The organism is Winogradskyella sp., assembly GCF_013213975.1.
Classification (GTDB): domain Bacteria; phylum Bacteroidota; class Bacteroidia; order Flavobacteriales; family Flavobacteriaceae; genus Winogradskyella.
Genome location: NZ_JABSST010000014.1, coordinates 19,456 through 40,536, shown reverse-complemented (window position 1 = coordinate 40,536; position 21,081 = coordinate 19,456). Strand labels below are relative to the sequence as shown.

Annotated in this window: 16 protein-coding genes; 12 read left to right on the top strand and 4 right to left on the bottom strand. The window is 34.2% G+C overall.

Translation table 11 applies throughout. The features are described 5' to 3' along the window. Positions 1 to 35: 35 nt before the first annotated feature. The gene (locus tag HRU49_RS03225; RefSeq protein WP_296354109.1) at positions 36 to 551 is read right to left on the bottom strand and encodes a hypothetical protein; all 516 of its coding nucleotides are present in this window, start codon (positions 549 to 551) and stop codon (positions 36 to 38) included. 640 nt (positions 552 to 1,191) lie between these two features. Further along, positions 1,192 to 3,672: a M14 family metallopeptidase gene (locus tag HRU49_RS03220; RefSeq protein ID WP_296354107.1), complete on the bottom strand. Its 2,481-nt coding sequence runs from the start codon at positions 3,670 to 3,672 to the stop codon at positions 1,192 to 1,194. A 139-nt stretch (positions 3,673 to 3,811) separates the two neighbouring features. Here HRU49_RS03220 and bshC point away from each other — a divergent pair, with 139 nt between their 5' ends. From bshC to HRU49_RS03190, 6 genes are all read left to right on the top strand, one after another. Next, positions 3,812 to 5,410: a bacillithiol biosynthesis cysteine-adding enzyme BshC gene (gene bshC / locus HRU49_RS03215; RefSeq protein WP_296354105.1), complete on the top strand. Its 1,599-nt coding sequence runs from the start codon at positions 3,812 to 3,814 to the stop codon at positions 5,408 to 5,410. A gap of 810 nt (positions 5,411 to 6,220) precedes the next feature. Beyond that, entirely contained in the window at positions 6,221 to 7,756 is a 1,536-nt protein-coding gene (gene guaA, locus HRU49_RS03210; protein WP_296354103.1) for a glutamine-hydrolyzing GMP synthase, read from the top strand. A gap of 58 nt (positions 7,757 to 7,814) precedes the next feature. Next, positions 7,815 to 9,719, top strand: coding sequence for a LysM peptidoglycan-binding domain-containing protein (locus HRU49_RS03205; RefSeq protein WP_296354101.1), 1,905 nt, complete (start codon positions 7,815 to 7,817; stop codon positions 9,717 to 9,719). Position 9,720: 1 nt separating this feature from the next. Further along, the gene (locus HRU49_RS03200) at positions 9,721 to 10,122 is read left to right on the top strand and encodes an OsmC family protein (RefSeq protein ID WP_296354099.1); all 402 of its coding nucleotides are present in this window, start codon (positions 9,721 to 9,723) and stop codon (positions 10,120 to 10,122) included. A gap of 6 nt (positions 10,123 to 10,128) precedes the next feature. After that, a complete protein-coding gene (locus HRU49_RS03195) occupies positions 10,129 to 10,668 on the top strand; it encodes a DUF922 domain-containing protein (RefSeq protein WP_296354096.1) in 540 nt (179 codons plus the stop codon). Position 10,669: 1 nt separating this feature from the next. Then, entirely contained in the window at positions 10,670 to 10,909 is a 240-nt protein-coding gene (locus HRU49_RS03190; protein WP_296354094.1) for a DUF3820 family protein, read from the top strand. A gap of 1 nt (position 10,910) precedes the next feature. Here the strand turns inward: HRU49_RS03190 and HRU49_RS03185 are convergent, their stop codons facing one another. After that, entirely contained in the window at positions 10,911 to 11,474 is a 564-nt protein-coding gene (locus HRU49_RS03185) for a hypothetical protein (RefSeq protein WP_296354090.1), read from the bottom strand. A gap of 88 nt (positions 11,475 to 11,562) precedes the next feature. Between HRU49_RS03185 and HRU49_RS03180 the strand changes: the two genes are divergently transcribed. Together HRU49_RS03180 and yidC are read left to right on the top strand one after the other, a co-directional pair. Next, positions 11,563 to 13,179 carry a CTP synthase gene (locus tag HRU49_RS03180; protein ID WP_296354088.1) on the top strand — a complete coding sequence of 539 codons (1,617 nt, stop codon included), beginning with the start codon at positions 11,563 to 11,565 and terminating at the stop codon, positions 13,177 to 13,179. Positions 13,180 to 13,267: 88 nt separating this feature from the next. Then, entirely contained in the window at positions 13,268 to 15,178 is a 1,911-nt protein-coding gene (gene yidC, locus HRU49_RS03175; protein WP_296354086.1) for a membrane protein insertase YidC, read from the top strand. Positions 15,179 to 15,563: 385 nt separating this feature from the next. Here yidC and HRU49_RS03170 read toward each other — a convergent pair whose 3' ends face one another. Beyond that, complete coding sequence (locus tag HRU49_RS03170) at positions 15,564 to 16,580, bottom strand: fasciclin domain-containing protein (RefSeq protein ID WP_296354084.1); 1,017 nt, start codon at positions 16,578 to 16,580, stop codon at positions 15,564 to 15,566. A 67-nt stretch (positions 16,581 to 16,647) separates the two neighbouring features. On the opposite strand from HRU49_RS03170, the gene HRU49_RS03165 reads away from it, so the two are divergent. The 4 genes from HRU49_RS03165 (at position 16,648) to HRU49_RS03150 (ending at position 21,081) form a co-directional block, all read left to right on the top strand. Further along, a complete protein-coding gene (locus tag HRU49_RS03165; protein WP_296354082.1) occupies positions 16,648 to 17,358 on the top strand; it encodes a toxin-antitoxin system YwqK family antitoxin in 711 nt (236 codons plus the stop codon). 118 nt (positions 17,359 to 17,476) lie between these two features. Then, entirely contained in the window at positions 17,477 to 18,664 is a 1,188-nt protein-coding gene (mnmA, locus tag HRU49_RS03160; protein WP_296354080.1) for a tRNA 2-thiouridine(34) synthase MnmA, read from the top strand. 50 nt (positions 18,665 to 18,714) lie between these two features. After that, on the top strand, positions 18,715 to 19,656 hold the full coding sequence (locus HRU49_RS03155) for a nitronate monooxygenase (protein WP_296354077.1): 942 nt from the start codon (positions 18,715 to 18,717) through the stop codon (positions 19,654 to 19,656). 75 nt (positions 19,657 to 19,731) lie between these two features. Beyond that, on the top strand, positions 19,732 to 21,081 hold the full coding sequence (locus HRU49_RS03150) for an MATE family efflux transporter (RefSeq protein ID WP_296354075.1): 1,350 nt from the start codon (positions 19,732 to 19,734) through the stop codon (positions 21,079 to 21,081).

Here is a 21,081-nt window from a genome sequence, read left to right as displayed (position 1 = left end):
GAGTTGTATATCAATTTAAAATAATTACTCTGTATTTAATCCTGAATTATAGATCTAACAGACTTACACTCGTTTTCATCAATTGAACAAACACCTACCTTGTCTGAACATATCCAAGCTTTAGTTAAATCAGAATTAATCACAACATTTGGAAAGCACTTCTCATCTTTACCCACACAAGAATTATAAATTGTATTAAAGACAGAGTTTTCATTTAAGTAAAGATTACTAAAGTGATTCTCTAAGAATCTAACCGTTTTCAACCTTTTTTGATAATGGTATAAGATTACATAGTAGTATTCCTCTCTTGATTCTCCAAGTGTTATTGCCTTTTTGATTTCTAATTTATCATAAGTATCTCCTTTAGATTCTTTAGAAAATAACTGATTAGAAATAGATTTTTTAAAAGTAAGTGTATCTATTACATATTCAAAAGAATTGTTTTTTACTTTTCCGAAAAGTACAAAGTTTGGTTCTTTTTTTTCGATTTCTTGAGAAGAAGATTTGCAAGAATAAATAAGTAACAGTATCGCCAATAAATAAAGCCTCATACCACTTACTTATTACAATCCAACAGACGCTGATCTTGTACAATCTGCACTACACTCTGTACAAATCCATACTTTTATTTTTTCACCAAGAACAGTTAAGGTAGCTCTTATAGGAAGGCAACCAGTTGTCGAACTACACCCTGTTGTAGTGCATGTAACAGTTCCACTATTCATGGTTGATACAATCAAATTGTTACCTCTTTTAAGCGCTCATATTTAACACTTAAATTGTCTACACTTGCTAATTGCTCAAACTTAGCTAATAAATTTTCTTTATCGACTCTAATAATAGGTTTTCCATTTTTTAATTCAGCTACAGAATCACCTTTAATAGATTCAAAATCATTATCTTCTTTAGTACAGGAAGTAAATGATAGTACAAAAAGTAATAAAAATAAGCTTAAGATTTTTAAATATTTAGTTTTTATTTTTTTAAATTTTATCGATTATTTTTTGTGTCAACAAGAATTAGTCTAATGTTATTTTATGTCGATTAAACTTTCAAGTATTTCGACTTTGGGTGATTAGTCCATTAAAATCAATTTAAATTTGATATTATCACTAAAGTTACGTTAAAACTGATTAAAATCTAGACCTAATAGTACGTCTGTTTCAAATAAAAATTTTGTGAGAACATAATTTACAATTCATAAGCATTATTATTTACAAAGAAAATAGAGTTGACTAAGAACAACTTTCCATTTTCCCAGAAACTTCTGAATAAGGGATTGTCTGCCATATAGATAACACTTCCACTACCCATACGTTCCTCTCCAAATACTAATGTTTGGTTAAGATTAGCCAATGCATCTTTACCAGCAAATCCAGAATAGACTTTGGTATCTGTGATGTAAGCCACGTTATAACCGCTATTTAATAGGCTGTAGCCAGAACTGCCAATTTTTAATGTAAAATAGGTGTCGTCATATCCAAATGCCATAGGATGTGTGTGGTCTACATTAGATTTAAATATAGCTCCTGTAATGAGTTGATTGGTGTATTCGCGTTCACGATCAGCATAAGCTGTAAGATTATCTGAATCGTTACTGACTGAAGGAGATTTATAGCTAAGACTAAAACCATCTTTACCAGCAAAACTTCTTAGAGCACCATCAATAGCGATGACCTTTCCACCGTTTCTTACCCAATCTTTAAGCTTGGACATGTTACTTTCGCCTAAGACGCTACCGTAATAGCCACTAGGAAGAATTAATACGTTGTATTTACTTAGGTTAGTTCTACTTAAATCGTTTGTATTTATAGAAGTTAATGGATAATGTAACTGTTGCTCAAAGAAATGCCATATAGCACCATAACTTAGTGAAGACGTACCTTCTCCTGATAAAATGGCTACTTTTTGTTTGTTAACGAGTTTAATATCTGGAGATCCAATATCTGGCGTTGTTTGTGAGAATCCGGAAGTAATTGTGGTTAAGAATCGTAAATGTTTTTGCGCAATTTTATTAATTGTTGTGGTAAAATCAGTAATGTGCTTATTGTCTCCTTTAGTTATTATTAATGAACCACGTTCAAAATTTGAACCATTAGAACGAAATGGTTTTTCAGTAAATCGAACTTTGATATTATTTTTTAATAATTCCGCAAGAAATTGTGCATCGTCCATAGAATTCCACTTACTTACATAACCATAGGCATCGTATACGACACCGAGGTCTTTGCGTTCAAATTGTTTAGAACTACTTATTTTGTTGATGCTTGCAATGGCATCTAAACCATAAGCATAAGGTAGAGACCACGCTGTAATATCGTAGGTTAAAGAATCAGATAATTTAGCATTAGGTTCAAAAAGTACTTTGACCATTTTTCCTTTTGGTTGATCAGAATGGATAACTAAAGTTTCGTCATTAATTGACATACTACCTTGCTGTCCAGTAGCATAATTAAAACCTGAAACTTTATTGCCAGATGCATTTTCAAATTGAATTTCGTGCGTTTTTAAAAGCGCTTTTAGGCTGTTTAAATTATCTGCATTGCCTTTTAGGACGTAACTTTTATATTTAAGATTTGAATTGTCAAAAAACTTAGCAAATTGGTTGTTCAATTCTTTTGCATTTTTTGATGCTATTTCCACTGTTGATATCCCTGTGGTTGTGTGATGTGTAAGGCGTTCTACCAAAGTCAATACATGACCTTCATTATTTAAAATCCCTAAACCAGCCATACCATGACCACCTTGTTCGTAGGTCATACCTATGGCTCCCATATAGGTCGGATAGGTGTCACCGTAACTAGGGTAAAACAAATCGAAACGTTCTCGTGTAAAGAAAAGCCATCCTTCGGCATCAAAATATTTTGAATGGTTTTTTCCAATTTGAGTTTGGAAATCCCTTTGCCAATCGGTTATAATTTCATGGAAAGGTTCTGCTGCAGGTGCAAAATAGTAAGGCTCATTAATGCCTTGTTCATGAAAATCGACGTGAATATGAGGCATCCACTTGTTATAAACTTTAATTCTAGCCTGTGTTTCTATTTGTGAAGCCCAAACCCAATCTCTGTTAAGATCAAATAAGTAATGGTTTGGTCGTCCTCCTGGCCATGGCTCATGATGTTCGCTTGCTTGTTGATCGATATCATAAGGTTGGCTCGCAGTTTCATTAAACCAGTTAACATAGCGATCTCGCCCATCTGGATTAATACCAGGATCTATAATAACAACCGTATTTTCTAATAATCCCTTTCGTTCGGTAAGCAATTTGTAGAGCGTAAGCATAGCAGCTTCAGAACTTGAAGCTTCATTACCATGAACGTTATAGCTCAACCACACAATTGCAGTATTCGTTTGATCGGGTGTTCCATCCAAAAGTCCAGTGTTTTTAAGGTTATTTTTTCTGATGGTCTCTAGATTTTGCATGTTGCCTTCGCTCGAAATATAAGCCAGGTATAAAGGTCTACGCTCATAAGTAGAACCATATTGTTCGAGCTTCACTTGATTTGGAAGTGCAGTCGCTACATTTTGGAAATAGTCGATTATTTGATGATGGCGGCTAAACTGAGTTCCGATATCATAGCCTAGAAACTCACTTGGGGATTTAATATTTTGTCCTGATACTAAAGTAGTATTAAAACAAGCAATCAATAAGATGACTAATAATTTGCGCATGAAATGTGTTGGTTTGAATATATAACAAGTAAATATAAAGACTGTAGCTCACATTAATGCTCTTGTGATTTGAATTAACTAAAAATTAGGAATTAGATTATTGACTTAGCGTATCTTTATACCTTCTTATTATTTTTATATGCCAACCGACTGTATCCCCTATAAAGACACCAACTATTTTTCGGATTTTATTTGTAATTATATTAGCCAGAAAAGTGATTTAAAAGGTCTATATCATCGTTTTCCTGTATTAGAAAATTTTAAGGCACAGCTGAAGGAAAAATCAGCTCATAAGCTTACCAATAGCAATCGAGCTGTTTTGGTAAATACCCTTCTTAAGCAATATGCTTTAGTGGATACTTCAGAATTTACCTTAAATAATATAGAACTATTAGCATCAGATCATACATTTACGATTACAACTGGTCATCAGCTTAATTTATTTACAGGGCCATTATATTTTTTGCATAAGATTATTTCAACGATTAATCTTACCAAGCAATTGAAAGATAAATTTCCAGAGTATAATTTTATACCTGTGTATTGGATGGCTACAGAAGATCACGATTTTGATGAAATAAACTACTTTAATTTTAGAGGGAAAAAGATACAATGGAATTCTGATCAGTCAGGTGCTGTTGGCCATTTTAATACGGAAGGATTGGAGGATGTTTTGGCCATACTTAGTTCAGAGTTTGGGCTAGGCAAACATGCAGATCAGTTGAAATTTTGGTTTAAAGAAGCTTATTTAAATCATAATAATCTTGCTGATGCAACACGTTATTTGGCCAATCAATTTTTTAAAGAATATGGATTGGTGGTTGTTGACGCAGATGATAAGGATCTTAAGACGTTGTTTGTACCGCAAATGGAAAAGGAATTGTTAGAGCAAACGGCATTCCATAACGTTTCTGAAACAAATAAAAACCTTGAAGCCTTAGAACTAAAAATACAAGTCAATCCAAGAAATATCAATTTGTTTTACATCGATCAAGGATTAAGAGAACGCATTGTTTTTGAAGATGAAAATTATAGTGTACTTAACACTGAAATTACTTGGAGTAAACCTGAACTAATTGATCATTTAAGGCAATTTCCAGAACGCTTTTCACCAAACGTGATTATGCGTCCGTTGTACCAAGAGGTTATTTTACCAAATCTTTGTTATATCGGCGGTAGTGGTGAAATGATATATTGGTTGCAATTGAAATCTAATTTTGAAGCACAAGACGTAACGTTCCCAATGTTGCTACTCAGAAATTCTGCATTGATAAAGACCAAAAAGCAATCGGAAAAGCAACAGAAATTAGAGATATTGGATTTGGATTTGTTTTTAGATCGTAATTCATTTATCAATAAAAGAGTCAGAGCCATTTCTAATATTGATATAGATTTTAAAGATCAAATTAAACATCTTGAAGACCAATTTAAAGATTTACATGAGCTTGCTGAATTAACGGATAAGTCCTTTATAGGTGCTGTGAAAGCACAAGAAGTAAAGCAGTTAAAAGGGCTTAAAAATTTAGAGAAGCGATTGCTTAAAGCCCAAAAGCGAAAATTAAAGGATCATATCGAACGCAGTACGGATCTAAAAGATGAGCTTTTTCCCAATGGTAGTCTGCAGGAACGAAATACTAATTTTTCAGAATTGTACTTAGAATTTGGTGATGATTTAATTACTGGGTTAATGGCATCATTGGATCCATTGAACATTCAGTTTTCAGTGATAACTTTATAATACTATCATGAATTCTTGATTGGTTTCTTATGTATTAAGTTTGTGTTTTTTTCCACGTGGAAAACTCGTTTTTTTTTTTAATGTTTTTTTTTTTTTAATTTTTTTTTTTTTTCCAATTTTTTAAATTGTTTTTTTTTTTTTTTCTATGGCCATGCTTAAAATATTAGTCGTTTCCTTAAGAGATTCCTTAGGTAACGAATACCAGCATCTCGTACTATATTTTTTGAATATGAAACTGCAAACGCCAAGATTTGGGTTTTGAGTTTATAGAATTTTCCGACAGCATAAACTATAGAATTTGAGACAGTAAATTTATTAAATAACTATTCAAACACTTGAATATTACAAATAGAATTTAACCTGTCAATTTTAGAATTGAAGGTAACATGGCGCAGGCTAGAATTTCTATCATATTAGTAAAAGAGTGAAAGCTTATGTATTATTTTCTGCAGAATTAGTTTTTCCAAATATGCATCATAGCAATAACGCAACAAACTAAGTGAATTTGGTTTGGAATGGAAACCATGTTGGTTTCGAAATTAATAGTTGTCGTACGTATTTTTAAACATCTATTCAACGGGACCTTATTGCAAACAAAATTACCAATACAACCTATTTTGATAATGCGGCTCAAGTAATAGTATACTATTAGAGAATTTTTATGAATGAATTCACAGTAAACTCTACTTAATCAGAGACTTTTCAGTTTAGGGTTATAGGCTAATTGCTGTTTAAATCATTGTTAAAAAAATATCTAAAAAAATAGCAATGTGAAAATTTACAATCTGAAAGCAATTGTTATTTTTGCACATGCAACAAAACAAAGTCCTAATTTTAGATTTTGGATCCCAGTACACACAGCTTATTGCAAGACGTGTAAGAGAATTAAATATCTACTGTGAGATTCATCCTTTCAATAAAATCCCTAACGATCAAGCCAGTTTTAAAGCTGTAATTTTATCTGGTAGTCCTAATTCGGTAAGAGGAGAGGATGTGCTGCATCCAGACTTGTCTGAGATAAGATGTAAAAAACCTGTTTTAGCCGTATGCTATGGCGCACAATATTTAGCACATTTTTCTGGAGGTGAGGTAGCAGAATCCAACACGAGAGAGTATGGAAGAGCCAATTTAGGTTTTATAAAGACTGATGAAGATTTTTTTGAAAATATTCATGAAGGTAGTCAGGTTTGGATGAGTCATAGTGATACTATTAAAAAATTACCTGAAGGTGGAGTGCTACTAGCGAGTACTGAAGATGTAGAGAATGCTGCATTTAAAATTGAAGGTGAGGATACATTTGCTATTCAATTTCATCCAGAAGTGTACCACTCAACAGATGGTCATCAATTGCTTCAAAATTTCTTAGTTAAGATTGCAAAAATTGAGCAGGATTGGACTCCAAATGCCTTTGTTGAAGAAACAATTGCTGATTTAAAGGAAAAACTCGGAAATGATAAAGTAGTCCTTGGATTATCCGGTGGTGTAGATTCTTCTGTAGCAGCTATGTTATTACATAAAGCTATTGGTGACAATCTATATTGCATCTTCGTAAATAATGGTCTTTTGCGAAAAAATGAGTTCGAAGATGTACTACATCAATACGAAGGCATGGGATTAAACGTTAAAGGTGTAGATGCTTCGGCACGCTTTTTGGATGCCTTAGCAGGAAAGAGCGATCCTGAAGAAAAACGCAAAACGATTGGTCGCGTGTTCATTGAAGTTTTTGATGATGAAGCACATTTAATAAAAGATGTAAAATGGTTAGCCCAAGGAACAATCTATCCCGATGTTATTGAAAGTGTATCGGCTACTGGTGGCCCTAGTGCTACCATTAAGAGTCATCACAATGTTGGAGGTTTGCCTGATTTTATGAAATTAAAGGTTGTAGAGCCATTAAAGACCTTATTTAAAGATGAGGTAAGACGAGTAGGTGCATCTATGAATATGGATTCTCAATTATTAGGTAGACATCCGTTTCCTGGTCCTGGATTAGCAATTCGCATACTGGGAGATCTAACTCGTGAGAAAGTACGTATATTACAAGAAGTCGATGCTATTTTTATTAATAATCTTCGTTCTTGGAATTTGTACGACAAGGTATGGCAGGCTGGTGCTATGTTATTGCCGGTAAATAGTGTAGGTGTTATGGGAGATGAGCGTACTTATGAGAAATGTGTAGCACTTAGAGCCGTCGAAAGTACAGACGGCATGACAGCAGATTGGGTGAATTTACCATATGAGTTTTTACAAAAAACTTCAAATGAGATTATAAATAGAGTAAAAGGGGTTAATAGAGTTGTTTATGATATAAGCTCTAAGCCACCAGCGACCATTGAATGGGAATAAATTAGTGATTTAAAAGCTGATTTTGTTTCATATTGTTAAGTCAGCTAAAATTAATTAAATGAAGAATTTATTATCAGTCTTACTAATCATTGCAGCTTTGAATCTTGGTGCTCAAAACTATGTTGAGCATAAGGTGAAAGAGGGTGAAACCATTGAAAGTATAGCCAAAAAATACTTGGTTACACCATTTGATATTTTTGCATTAAATCCTGATGCAAAATCTAATTTTCAAATTAACAGGGTTTTAATTATTCCTAATTCAAGAATTAAGAATGAGCCAATTGTAGAGGAATCTCGAGAATTAATAGGATATAAAAATCACAAAGTTAAGCGTAAAGAAACGTTATTCGGTTTATCTCAAAAATATGGTGTCTCCGAAGAAGACATAAAAAAAGCAAACCGCTTTTTGTATTCAGAAAACTTGAAGAAAGGAAATAGAATCAGAATTCCTAGGTTTAAAACCATTATTTCTAAACAAACCTATAGGAACACCCTTAAAAAATATGCTGTACAACCTAAGGAAGGTAAATGGCGTGTTGCTTATAAATTTGGTATTACCGTTGCTGAGTTAGAAGCACTAAATCCAAATATGAATCCTGTGTTACAGCCTGGTGATGAGCTTAATGTGCCTAATGTTAAGGATGATGAAGAGAGAATTATTGAAACAGCTTATAATTATTATGAAGTATTACCTAAAGAAGGTTTCTACAGACTAAAAGTTAAAACTGGATTAACTCAAGAAGAATTGGAAGAATTAAATCCTGAGCTGAAAGAATCAGGATTAAAAGCTGGAATGGTACTAAAGATACCAGCTACCATTGATACTGAAGCGAATCTTTCAGGTGTTGAGACTGTAGAGTTGACTTCAAAACTTAAGAATTTCGAAACCAAGAAATTAGCACTTATGTTGCCTTACCGTCTGAATAGAATTGATATAGATTCTATGGCTGAGGTAAAGTCTATGATCAAGAATAACAGATTGTTATCTATAGTTTTAGACTTTCATGTAGGAGTAACGATGGCACTTGATTCTGCAAAACGATTAGGGATTTCGTCCGATTTAAAAGTTTTAGATACCGAGTACCGCGCTGCTAGAACTAGAGAATTATTAGAGGATAACGATTTTTCAAATTATGATGCTGTTATCGGACCAATGGAAGAAAAGAGTTTTGATCGTGTAGCATCGGCATTAAAACGCGATAACATACCCGTTATTGCAGCACTTAATAAACCGAAGGAAGTGTATTCAAATGTTTTTCAAACTATACCTGAGGATAAACTATTGCGAAAGGCAATGATTGAGTTTGTGAAAAAAGACAGCTTAAAATCAAAAGTTATTATCATTGCAGATCAATCGCATCGGGCTATAAGTAATCAATTAAAAAACGAGTTTCCAGGAGCGACTCAATTTTTTTCAGAACGAAATAAGAAAACAGGAAATGATGATTTTTTCCTTTATCCTGTGCGTTTGGAGAATACATTTTCTAAAGGAAAGACTGTTGTTTTCTTAGAGACCAATAATGATACCTTCGTCTCAAGTGTTGCTAGTATGGTCAATGGTTATGTTAGTGAAGATATCGAAATTGTTTTAGTGACATGTAATAAGAATAAAGCATTTGAAGGCAAGGATATTGATAATAATTATTTATCCAATCTTAAATTTCATTACCCATCGACGCATAGAAGTTATGACGAGACTAAAAATAGTAGTTTTGTTAGAGCTTATAAACGAGAATATGGAGTATCTCCAAGTAAGTACGTAGCTAGAGGATTTGATATAACTTTAGATGTTCTTTTACGTTTGGCGTCTGAGGAAAACCTTTATGAGGCTTCTGCAGATGTTATTGAAACAGAGTATATAGAGAATAAGTTTAGATACAACAAGTCTTTATTTGGTGGCTACATAAATGAAGCTGTTTACATTGTGAAATATGATAATTTAAGGATAGTAGAAGCCAATTAGTATGACGTCAAAAGTAACTTACCTAGGAAATCTCAGAACAGAAAGTATACATATTAGATCAGGAAATTCTTTCATTACAGATGCTCCTACAGACAATAATGGTAAAGGTGAAGCGTTTTCTCCTACAGATACTGTTGCCACAGGATTAGCAAGTTGTATGCTTACAGTAATGGGAATTAAAGCCAGAGATATGGATATTGATATGACTGGGACTAAAGCGCAGGTAACAAAGACCATGGCTAGTAATCCAAGGCGTATTTCAAAAATTGAAGTGGTGTTAAATCTTCCATTTGAAGCTGATGAAAAAACTAAAACAATTCTAGAGCGTTCAGCAAACACTTGTCCTGTGTATCACAGTTTACATCCTGATATTGAAAAAGATATCACGTTTAACTGGCAATAAATGCAAGTGAAATATATACTCGTTTTTTTAGTTTTATTTTTTGTTGCAAATCCAAGCAGTAAAGAGACCATGACATGGAATGCGTCTCGTAAGTTAACTTGGTCAGACTTTAAGGCTAATCCAAATCCAAGTTCTGGAGCTGTAGCTTTAACGGCTTCTGGAATTACATTTGGTTATTCAGTTAAAACATCTGGAAAAAGAATTGTAGATTTTTCAGCGTCAGTAGAGGCTCATTTTTATCCTAATAAGTCCTGGTATATTAAGGAGAGGGCAAATACTTATATTTTAAAACATGAACAATTACATTTTGATATCACAGAGCTCTATGTCCGGAAGTTCAGACAACAATTGGATGGATTGGTTGTCAATCAAAATATCAAAATTCAAATGAATCAAATACATAAGGCAATAAATGACGCGCTAGATAACACTCAAAGGACTTATGATGAGCAATCGAACCACTCTATAAATTTAGAAGCGCAAAAGTATTGGGAAGCTTATATCACTGAAGAGTTACTAAAATTAGAAAAGTATAAATCAGAGTAATTTGGAAGGGTCTAAAGAAGCATTGATTGAACTAGCGCATTATAAAATGCCTTTTGGAAAGTACAAAGGTGAATATCTAGTAGATATCCCAGAATACTACTACACTTGGTTTAAACAAAAAGGATTTCCTGAAGGTAAGCTTGGAAGAATGATGCTTCAAATGCATGACATAAAAATTAATGGTCTAGAGGAATTAGTAAATACTATTAAAAGGGACTTTTCTAGAAAAACTGACTTATAAATCATTGACTTAAATTAAAAATGCACGCTTCTCTAATTGCCCAAACTTCATTAAAAGTTATTGGTATTTTGTGATTAATAATCCACTGACTGATATAGTTTTTGTGAAAATTAACTTTGAAATCAACGACTTGACTAGGCGAGATAATTTGTTCTAATACAATGTCTTTTTCTATATTTTTAATATCTGAATTTTGTGATGTGTAATCCAAACGTTTACCGTTTTGCTTCAGATAACAGTGAGCTTCTGGAATATAATCTAACCCATTTCGAGTTAGAACAGTACCTATATTTCTTGTGTTCGACTCTTTCATTTTGTAAATGCCCAAAATCAATTCAATATTAGTGATCGTATTTAAATCCGCAACATATTTAAGGAACGCATGTTTAGAACTACAGGTGCCTTTTTGTTCTTTCCAAACTAGAGTAATGTCTTTTCTATTGCTATTTCTACCATAGGGTAAGTTTCTAACAATTGCTAACAGCTCTTTCCAAGTCTGTATTTGACTCGCAAGTAATTCTAATGTTAGAGGGTCTTTAGATTTTAATGTATAGGCTATTTCCACACCATAAAAATAACATATTAACAAACCTTGAACAATTCTACGATTCCTCGTTTTATTTTGTAAATTTGCCTGCGTTTAACAACGTAACATGTCCACAAACCCTAAGTATATTTTTGTAACTGGTGGTGTGTCTTCTTCTCTCGGAAAAGGCATAATTGCTGCCTCTCTAGCCAAACTCTTACAAGCACAAGGTTATAGAATAACAATTCAGAAGTTAGATCCATATATTAATATAGATCCTGGAACCTTAAATCCCTATGAACATGGTGAATGCTATGTAACTGATGATGGTGCAGAAACAGATTTGGATCTTGGACATTATGAACGTTTTTTAAATGTGCCAACATCACAGGCTAATAATGTTACCACTGGAAGAATTTATCAAAGTGTAATTGATAAAGAACGGCGTGGTGAATTTTTAGGTAAGACCGTTCAGGTTATTCCTCATATCACAGACGAAATCAAACAGAGAATACAGATTTTAGGTAATTCTGGTGATTATGATATTGTAATTACAGAAATCGGTGGAACCGTTGGCGATATTGAATCACTGCCTTATGTAGAAGCTGTTCGTCAGTTGCAATGGGAATTAGGTGATAATAATGCCTTAGTTATTCATTTAACACTAATTCCGTTTTTATCTGCAGCAGGCGAATTAAAAACAAAGCCAACACAGCATAGTGTAAAGACTTTAATGGAGAGTGGTGTGCATGCAGACATTTTAGTTTGTAGAACAGAACATCAGTTACACGATGGTCTAAAGGAAAAACTCGCTCGTTTTTGTAATGTTAAAAAGGAAGCTGTTATTCAGTCTATAGATGCTTCAACTATTTATGATGTGCCTAACCTTATGTTAGAAGAGGGACTAGATAAAGTGGTGCTTGAGACGTTAGACCTCAAGAGCGATGAGCCTGATTTAAATCGATGGAATGAATTCTTGAAACGTCATAAGAATCCTAAGAGTGAAGTAATTATTGGACTCATTGGTAAATACGTAGAACTTCAGGATTCTTACAAATCAATCCTTGAAGCCTTCATCCATGCAGGTGCTGAAAATGAGGTTAAGGTGCGTGTAGAATCAATACATTCAGAATATTTAAATGAAGATAATATCGATTTTAAACTTGGTCACTTAGACGGAATTCTTGTTGCACCTGGTTTCGGAGAACGGGGAGTTGAAGGCAAGATTGATGCAGTTAAATACGTTAGGGAAAATAATATTCCATTTTTAGGGATCTGCTTAGGAATGCAAATGGCAGTTATAGAATATGCTAGAAACGTGCTCAATCTTAAGGATGCTAATTCTATAGAAATGGATGCATCTACTACAAATCCAGTTATTAATCTTATGGAATCTCAAAAGCATGTAGTTAATAAAGGTGGTACTATGCGTTTAGGTGCTTGGGATTGTGCTATTAATCAAAATACTATAGCATTTAATGTGTATGGTCAAACCAATATCAAAGAACGTCATAGACATCGTTTTGAATTCAATAATCACTATAAAGAGGCTATTGAAAGTGCAGGAATGAAAGCGACAGGATTAAATCCCGATACTGGACTTGTAGAAATTATTGAAATTCCTGAACATAACTGGTTTGTTGGTGTACAATACCACCCAGAATATAAAAGTACTGTTGCCAATCCACATCCATTGTTTGTGGCCTTTGTTGGGGCAGCATTAAAGTATAAGAATAAAAAATAATATGCCACTTTGGCGTAAAGTGAACTTTGGATAGCTTTTTGGGATAACAAGATCATTAATCAGTCAGCCGCAGAAGCGGATATAAATTATGGAAGAAAAGAAACTCGATATTAACTCTATAATAGGGTTTGTCCTTATTTTTGGTATACTGGTATTTATGATGTACCAAAATACACCTACACCTGAAGAGTTAGAAGCTCAGAAAAAGGCAGAGCAAGAGCAGGTTGAAGCAGAACAAAGGGAAAGTAAACAAAATGAAACTCTTGTAACCACAAGTCAGGATTATGCACCTGTAAAGGCATTAGATTCTACTCAGCTAGCAGAAGCCAAGAATAGACTTGGTGCCATTTCATACGCATTAACTTTACCAGGTGATGATATGACTATCGTAGAAACTGACGTTTTTGAATTAAAGTTTCAACGTCAAGGAGGCCAATTAGCTGAGGTAAAGCTAAAAAACTTTGTGGATTATGATTCTGTGCCTATATATATGGTCAAGAATCAAAATAGCAATTTCAATATCACCTTTAATACTAATGATGGTAGGCTCCGTAACACTCAGGATTTTCCATTTCAACCAAGTGTTACAAAAAGCGGTGATAACACTGTTGTTTCTATGAAGCTTAAATTCTCTGAGCAAGAGTTTTTAGAGTATAGATATGAGTTAAAGCCGGATGATTATATGATTGATTTTTCAGTTAAGTCACAAGGCTTAAATGGTATATTCAACACCTCTCAGCCAATTACTTTAGATTGGAGACAAAAGGGAATACGTCATGCTAAAAGTATCAGTTACGAAAACCGTTACACGCGTTTAACATACATGCATGATACAGATCGTGTTGAGAAGTTAGGCCAAATGGGTGATGACGAGGAAACGGTAGAAGATGTGGAATGGTTGTCTTACCGTCAGCACTTTTTTAGTTCAATACTTGTAGCGAATGATAATCCATTCAGCAAGGTAGAAATGACTTCAAAAAACCTTGTAGAAGATGAAGAAGTAGATTCACTTTTCACAAAGTTGTATACCACTAAAATGCCTTTGGCTTTTAATGGAGGTGAGGTTAATAAAAACTATGGATTGTATTATGGTCCAACAGATGCAAAAACATTAAAAGCATATGATAAGAACCTAGAAGAGAGTATTCCTTTTGGTTGGGGAATTTTCGGTTGGATTAATAAAGCTTTATTTATTCCATTATTCGGATTCTTGAGTGGTTTCTTGCCATATGGTATAGCCATTATTGTGATGACAGTTTTAGTGAAAATAATGCTGTCATTTGTTCAATACAAGCAATTTTTATCACAGGCAAAGATGAAAATACTGAAGCCAGAGTTGGATGCGATTAGAGCCAAGTATAAGGATAATAAAATGAAAGCGCAGCAAGAAACTATGGCCTTGCAAAGTAAAGCAGGTGCAAGTCCGCTTAGTGGATGTTTACCTGGCTTAATGCAGATTCCAGTATTTTATGCCTTATTTATGTTTTTCCCAACAGCTTTTGATTTAAGACAAAAAAGCTTTCTTTGGGCAGATGATTTAAGTTCTTTTGATTCAATATATGATTTCCCTGATGGATTCAGTATCCCTTTTTATGGAGACCATGTGGCTTTATTTCCAATTTTAGCAGCAGTTGCCATTTTCTTCTACATGAAAATGACAACAGGTCAACAAACTGCTATGCAAGGGCCACCACAAGAAGGAATGCCTGATATGAGTAAAATGATGAAGTACATGATTTACTTCTCACCATTACTAATGCTAGTTTTCTTTAATAACTATGCCTCTGGATTAAGTTTGTATTATTTTATTTCTAACTTAATTAGTATTGGAATCATGTTGGTGATTAAGAACTATATCATTGACGAGGAAAAAGTTCTTGCTAAAATTGAAGTGAGTAAGAGTAAACCTAAAAAACAGAATCGTTTTCAAAGGAAAATGGCTGAGATGATGGAGCAGGCAGAACAGCAAAAGCAAGCACAGCAGCGTCGTAAGAAGTAGTAATTACGATTGTAAGATTTTTATTTTAGTTAGCCTTAGTTCATACAACTAAGGCTTTTTTTGTTTCTTATTACTACACTAATTCTTTTTGTAATTTTAACAATGAGATTAATAAAAGTAGTATGAGAATTCAACCAAATGATAAAATAGCTACATATGGAAGCTATTAGAAGGAAAGAAGAGCAACTAAACTAAGGATTAAACTGCGTAAGCTTAGAATACTGTTTACATATGTGTTGTAAAGTCTATTCTTTTTCATAAAAGTTCGGAGTTATAATAGGTCGTTTATGATAATAGGACGGTACAAAAAAACCCAGACGGACGTCTGGGCTTTTACTAACTAAATCAATCAATATAAAAATGAGGTAATCAGCCTCGATCTTTCCTATCCTTGTGGTGTTAAAATTACACGGTCTATAACGTGAACTACACCATTTGTTCCTTGTATATCTACAAGCGAAAGAACAATATTACTTACACGACCATTAGCGTCAGTTAAAGTAAAATTATTTGTATCTGCAGTGATATCACCACCTATTGTCCCTACTGTTCCACTGGTTAATTGACCAGATGTTACATTGGCTCCGTTAACTACGTGATAAGTTAAAACTGCATCAACAGTTGCTTCATCTAAATCTGTTAAGGCTGCAAGTTCTAATTCTCCTAATAATCCTATAAAAGCATCATTCGTTGGTGCAAAAACTGTAAAAGGTCCAGCATCACCATTAGAAACAGTACTTATCCACGGAACTGTTGGAGATCCTGTGTCCGCATATGCTAAAGCATCTACTAAAATTGATAGAGCATCATTAGTAGTTGCAAAAGTTGCGATAGTTGGTCTAGCAATCACTTTATCTACAACATGAATAATTCCATTTGTAGCTGTAACATTTGGTGTAGTTACATTTGCACCACCTGTTACACCAGATCCTCCATTCAATTCAACAACTCCATTGTTCACATTATAATATAAACTTAACGTAGTATTATCTGGTCCTGGAGAAGCAGTTGAAGCATAGCCAGATCCAGCATCTATAAGAGTTTGGGCTTCAATAGTAGCACCTATAATAACATGGTTTAAAAGAATGTTTCTAACCACTTCTTCTTCTGCAGCACTTAAGTTGTTTAAGTCTAAACCTGTATCGCTTAATAAAGTTGCAAAGGCGTCATTGGTCGGTGCAAATACAGTAAAAGGTCCAGTACCTTCTAAGGTAGATACTAATCCAGTTGCTTCTAAAGCTGCTGCTAAAGAAGTAAAACCATTTGCTAAAGCTACATCTACAACTGTTGTAGAATCTACACCACCACCGGTGTTGTTGTCATCATCACTGCTGCATCCAGTTAAACCTACAACTAATAAGAATACTGTCAGTAATTTGAATGTTTTTGAAATAATTTTCATTTTTTTGGGTTTTTAAAATTGTTCAACATTGCACAAACCTATATAGTTTGTTTAACAAAACTACAAAATGATTAAACAAAAATTTTATCTAACTTTTATTTTTACAATAATTTTAACACTTGCCTTTGCTCAAAAATCCGTCAATCAGTATAATAAAGACGGCAAACGTCACGGATTATGGACAAAGACCTATTATAAGACAGATCAAAAACGATATGAAGGCACTTTTGTCAATGGTAAAGAAGTAGACACCTTTAAATATTATGCCTTATCAAAGGGAAAAAGTGTTTTAAGCGCTATTAAAATATTTAACCCAACCGATAGTATTTCTGACGTTATTTTTTATTCTTCCAAAAAGAAAATTATAAGTAAGGGTAGGATGAATGGTAAGCGCTACATTGGTAAATGGGTCTATTTCCATAAAGATGGTGTTAGCTTAATGATTGAAGAGTATTTTAACGATAATGGATTATTAGATGGAGAGCGAAAAGTGTTTTATCAGTCAGGTAATCTAGCTGAAAGTGCCCAATATATGAATGGAAAATTGGAAGGTACGTCTAAATGGATTTTAGAAAATGGTCAGGTATTTAGATCATCCGTATATAGTAAAGACCAGTTAAATGGTAAAACAGTAAATTATGATTCTTCGCAAAATATAACCTCAGAAGGAAAATATACAAATAATCGTAAAGTAGGGATCTGGAAATATTATGAAGGAGGTAAAATCAAAAAAGAAATAGATCACACCAACCAAGTCGTGATTAAAACGTATGAATAGCCTTAAACTATATTAATGATAGTTTTTATGCATGGCAGTCACACAAAGTTTACCTTTTTTATTTTGTAATTTTGCCGCTGATTTTGAGTCTAAATATAAATTCAAATTTATAGTCAAAGTGAAACGTGTCATTGTAGGACTTTCGGGAGGAGTTGATTCTAGCGTTGCAGCCCATGTTTTAAAAGAACAAGGCTACGAGGTGATTGGCTTATTTATGAAGAACTGGCATGATGATTCTGTGACTATTTCGGATGAGTGTCCATGGTTAGAAGATAGTAATGACGCAATGCTGGTGGCTGATAAATTGGGAATTCCTTTTCAAACAGTTGATCTTAGTGTTGATTATAAAGAACGTATTGTCGACTACATGTTTAATGAATATGAAAAAGGTCGTACTCCTAATCCGGATATTTTATGTAATCGCGAAATAAAGTTTGATGTCTTTATGGACATTGCTATGAATCTTGGTGCAGATTATGTTGCAACAGGACATTACTGTAGAAAGGGAACCATTGAGAAAAATGGAACCAAAATACATCAATTACTTGCAGGCGTAGATGGAAACAAAGATCAATCATACTTCTTATGTCAATTGTCTCAAGGACAATTGGCAAAAGCATTATTTCCAATAGGTGAATTAACCAAACCACAAGTCCGAGAAATTGCCAAAGCTCAAAATTTGATAACTGCGGAAAAGAAGGATTCTCAAGGTTTATGTTTTATTGGGAAGGTACGGCTACCAGATTTTTTACAGCAACAGCTAAAACCAAAAGATGGAATTATTGTTGAAGTGGATCAGACCTTAGATATTTACAATCAGGCTTTACCAATATTTGATTCAAAAGAACAGGAATTGGCATATTTATCTAAAAAGCCGGAGTATGCGGTTTCAGATGGCAAGGTTGTGGGTAAACATCAAGGAGCGCACTATTTTACTAAAGGGCAACGTAAAGGACTAGCTGTAGGTGGTACAAAAGAACCTTTGTTTGTTATAGAAACTGATGTTGAAGAAAATATCATATATACTGGTCAGGGTAAAAATCATCCGGGTTTACTTCGTAATGTTTTATTTGTAACGAATGAAGAACTACATTGGATAAGAGAGGATTTAGCACTTAAAGATGGTCAAACCATGCAAGTCATGGCCCGAATTCGATATAGACAGCCTTTGGAGAAAGCAACATTATACAAGGTTGCAGGTGGTCTTTATGTTGAGTTTAACAATAAGCAATCCGCAATTACAGAAGGTCAATTTGTAGCTTGGTACCACAGGAATGAATTATTGGGCTCTGGTGTAATTGCGTAGTAGATAAGCTATTCTTTATACGTACCTTTAACTTTTATTGTAAAGCATTTATGGCAAATAGAATTACCTCACTTTTTAATATCAAATATCCGATTATTCAGGCAGGAATGATTTGGAATAGTGGTTGGAAATTAGCTTCCGCTGCTAGTAACTCTGGGATTTTAGGTCTAATTGGAGCCGGTTCTATGTATCCTAATGTATTACGAGAACATATACAAAAATGCAAGTCAGCAACTGATAAACCATTTGGAGTCAATGTACCAATGTTATATCCGAACATCGAAGAGATCATGAATATTATAGCCGAAGAGGATGTTAAGATTGTATTTACGTCAGCAGGAAATCCAAAAACTTGGACTAAATGGTTACAAGACCAAGGTATTACTGTTGTTCATGTGGTTAGTTCTGTAAAGTTTGCATTAAAGGCCCAAGCAGCTGGTGTTGATGCAGTTGTTGCTGAAGGGTTTGAAGCTGGAGGCCATAATGGGCGCGATGAAACCACGACCTTAACTTTAATACCAATGGTAAAAGAACAATTGACGGTTCCTTTAATTGCAGCAGGTGGTATTGCTACAGGAAAAGCTATGCTAGCTTGTATGGTTCTTGGGGCAGATGGTGTGCAAGTAGGTAGTAGATTTGTAGCTAGCGACGAATCTTCGGCACATCAAGATTTTAAACAAGTCGTGGTAGATGCTAAAGAAGGTGATACACAATTAACCCTAAAAGAATTGGCACCAGTAAGGCTTATTAAAAATAAGTTCTATAACGAAATCCAAGAATTATATAAAGCAGGACCTACAATTGAAGAATTAAAAGCTCTCCTTGGTCGTGCGAGAGCCAAGCGGGGAATGTTTGAAGGAGATTTAGAGGACGGAGAACTTGAAATTGGCCAAATAGCCGGCTTAATTCACACTGTAAAACCCGTTGCTGATATTGTCGAAGATATGGTTAGGGAGTTTGAAGAAGCTAAGAAGGCTATTGCTTCACTTTAAATATACTTGACTTCAATTAAGAATTCACAATGAATTTTATTCGTTTAGCTTAGATCCAAACCCTACTTTTGTACAATGGTTTTGAGCAACTATACTAAAGAATTTAGATATAATCTTAAACTAGCCTCTCCAGTAATTTTAGGTATGCTAGGGCACACATTCGTTGGTTTTATCGATAACGTTATGGTTGGTCAACTAGGTTCTGCTGAATTAGCAGCGGTCTCATTAGGAAATAGCTTTATTTTTATTGCAATGTCTATAGGCATAGGGTTCTCCACAGCAATAACTCCGCTAGTTGCAGAGGCAGATACTGAAGAAAACTTCTCAAAAGGAAAATCCGTTTTTAAACATGGTTTCTTTTTATGTACGGTTTTAGGAATTTGCTTGTTTTTACTAGAACTTCTTGCTAAGTCTTTAATGTATGTAATGGATCAGCCAGAGGAAGTGGTTGTCCTAGCCATTCCATATTTAGATTTAGTGGCGTTTTCTTTGATGCCACTTATTGTTTTTCAGGCATTTAAACAGTTTAGCGATGGTTTGTCCATGACTAAATACCCTATGTATGCAACTATTGTTGCTAATGTTATTAATGTCGCAATTAACTACGTACTCATTTTTGGAAAATTTGGTTTTCCGCAAATGGGAATCGTTGGTGCTGCAATCGGAACATTAATTTCACGATTTGTTATGTTGTTCTTTTTGTGGTGGATACTTGCCGTAAATAGGAAATCTAAAGCCTTTGTTACTAATGTTAAGTTTTTTAGATTGAGCTTACCAAGTGCCATGCAGATGTTTTTTGAAGTTGGCATATTTACAGCAGCTATTTGGCTCAGCGGGTTACTTGGTAAGAATGCGCAAGCTGCTAATCAAATCGCTTTAAATTTAAGTTCTATGACCTTTATGGTGGCTATGGGATTAAGTGTCGCAGCCATGGTTAGAGTTGGTAATCAAAAAGGGCTTAAAGATTATATTAATCTTAAACGCATAGCTGAGTCCATTTTTTTAGTCGGTTTTATATTTGCAGTTCTTTTCGCTTTGTTATTCGCTATTTTTCATGAGATCTTGCCTCATCTATATGTGGACTTAGATGACCCGGCAAATGCATTGGATACAGCTGAAGTGGTGCAAATTGCAGCAAGCTTGCTTTTAGCAGCTGCTGTATTCCAGATTAGTGACAGCTTGCAAGTTATAGCATTAGGTGCCTTAAGAGGGCTGCAAGATGTAAAGATTCCAACCCTAATAACATTCGTTTCCTATTGGTTGGTAGGCTTTCCGGTGAGTTATTTTCTTGGAAAAGAGGAAGCGTTAGGAAGTCTTGGAATTTGGTTAGGACTATTGGCAGGATTAACCATTGCAGCAATTTTATTGTTCATTCGGTTTAATTATCTTACAAAGCGTTTAATTTTGCAACAAGACAATATTTAA

Bases quoted from the DNA above. Each gene is read 5' to 3' on its own strand.
- HRU49_RS03225 (WP_296354109.1), bottom strand. From the start codon at position 551: ATGAGGCTTTATTTATTGGCGATACTGTTACTTATTTATTCTTGCAAA.
- HRU49_RS03220 (WP_296354107.1), bottom strand. From the start codon at position 3,672: ATGCGCAAATTATTAGTCATCTTATTGATTGCTTGTTTTAATACTACT.
- bshC (WP_296354105.1), top strand. From the start codon at position 3,812: ATGCCAACCGACTGTATCCCCTATAAAGACACCAACTATTTTTCGGAT.
- guaA (WP_296354103.1), top strand. From the start codon at position 6,221: ATGCAACAAAACAAAGTCCTAATTTTAGATTTTGGATCCCAGTACACA.
- HRU49_RS03205 (WP_296354101.1), top strand. From the start codon at position 7,815: ATGAAGAATTTATTATCAGTCTTACTAATCATTGCAGCTTTGAATCTT.
- HRU49_RS03200 (WP_296354099.1), top strand. From the start codon at position 9,721: ATGACGTCAAAAGTAACTTACCTAGGAAATCTCAGAACAGAAAGTATA.
- HRU49_RS03180 (WP_296354088.1), top strand. From the start codon at position 11,563: ATGTCCACAAACCCTAAGTATATTTTTGTAACTGGTGGTGTGTCTTCT.
- yidC (WP_296354086.1), top strand. From the start codon at position 13,268: ATGGAAGAAAAGAAACTCGATATTAACTCTATAATAGGGTTTGTCCTT.
- HRU49_RS03170 (WP_296354084.1), bottom strand. From the start codon at position 16,580: ATGAAAATTATTTCAAAAACATTCAAATTACTGACAGTATTCTTATTA.
- HRU49_RS03165 (WP_296354082.1), top strand. From the start codon at position 16,648: ATGATTAAACAAAAATTTTATCTAACTTTTATTTTTACAATAATTTTA.
- HRU49_RS03155 (WP_296354077.1), top strand. From the start codon at position 18,715: ATGGCAAATAGAATTACCTCACTTTTTAATATCAAATATCCGATTATT.
- HRU49_RS03150 (WP_296354075.1), top strand. From the start codon at position 19,732: ATGGTTTTGAGCAACTATACTAAAGAATTTAGATATAATCTTAAACTA.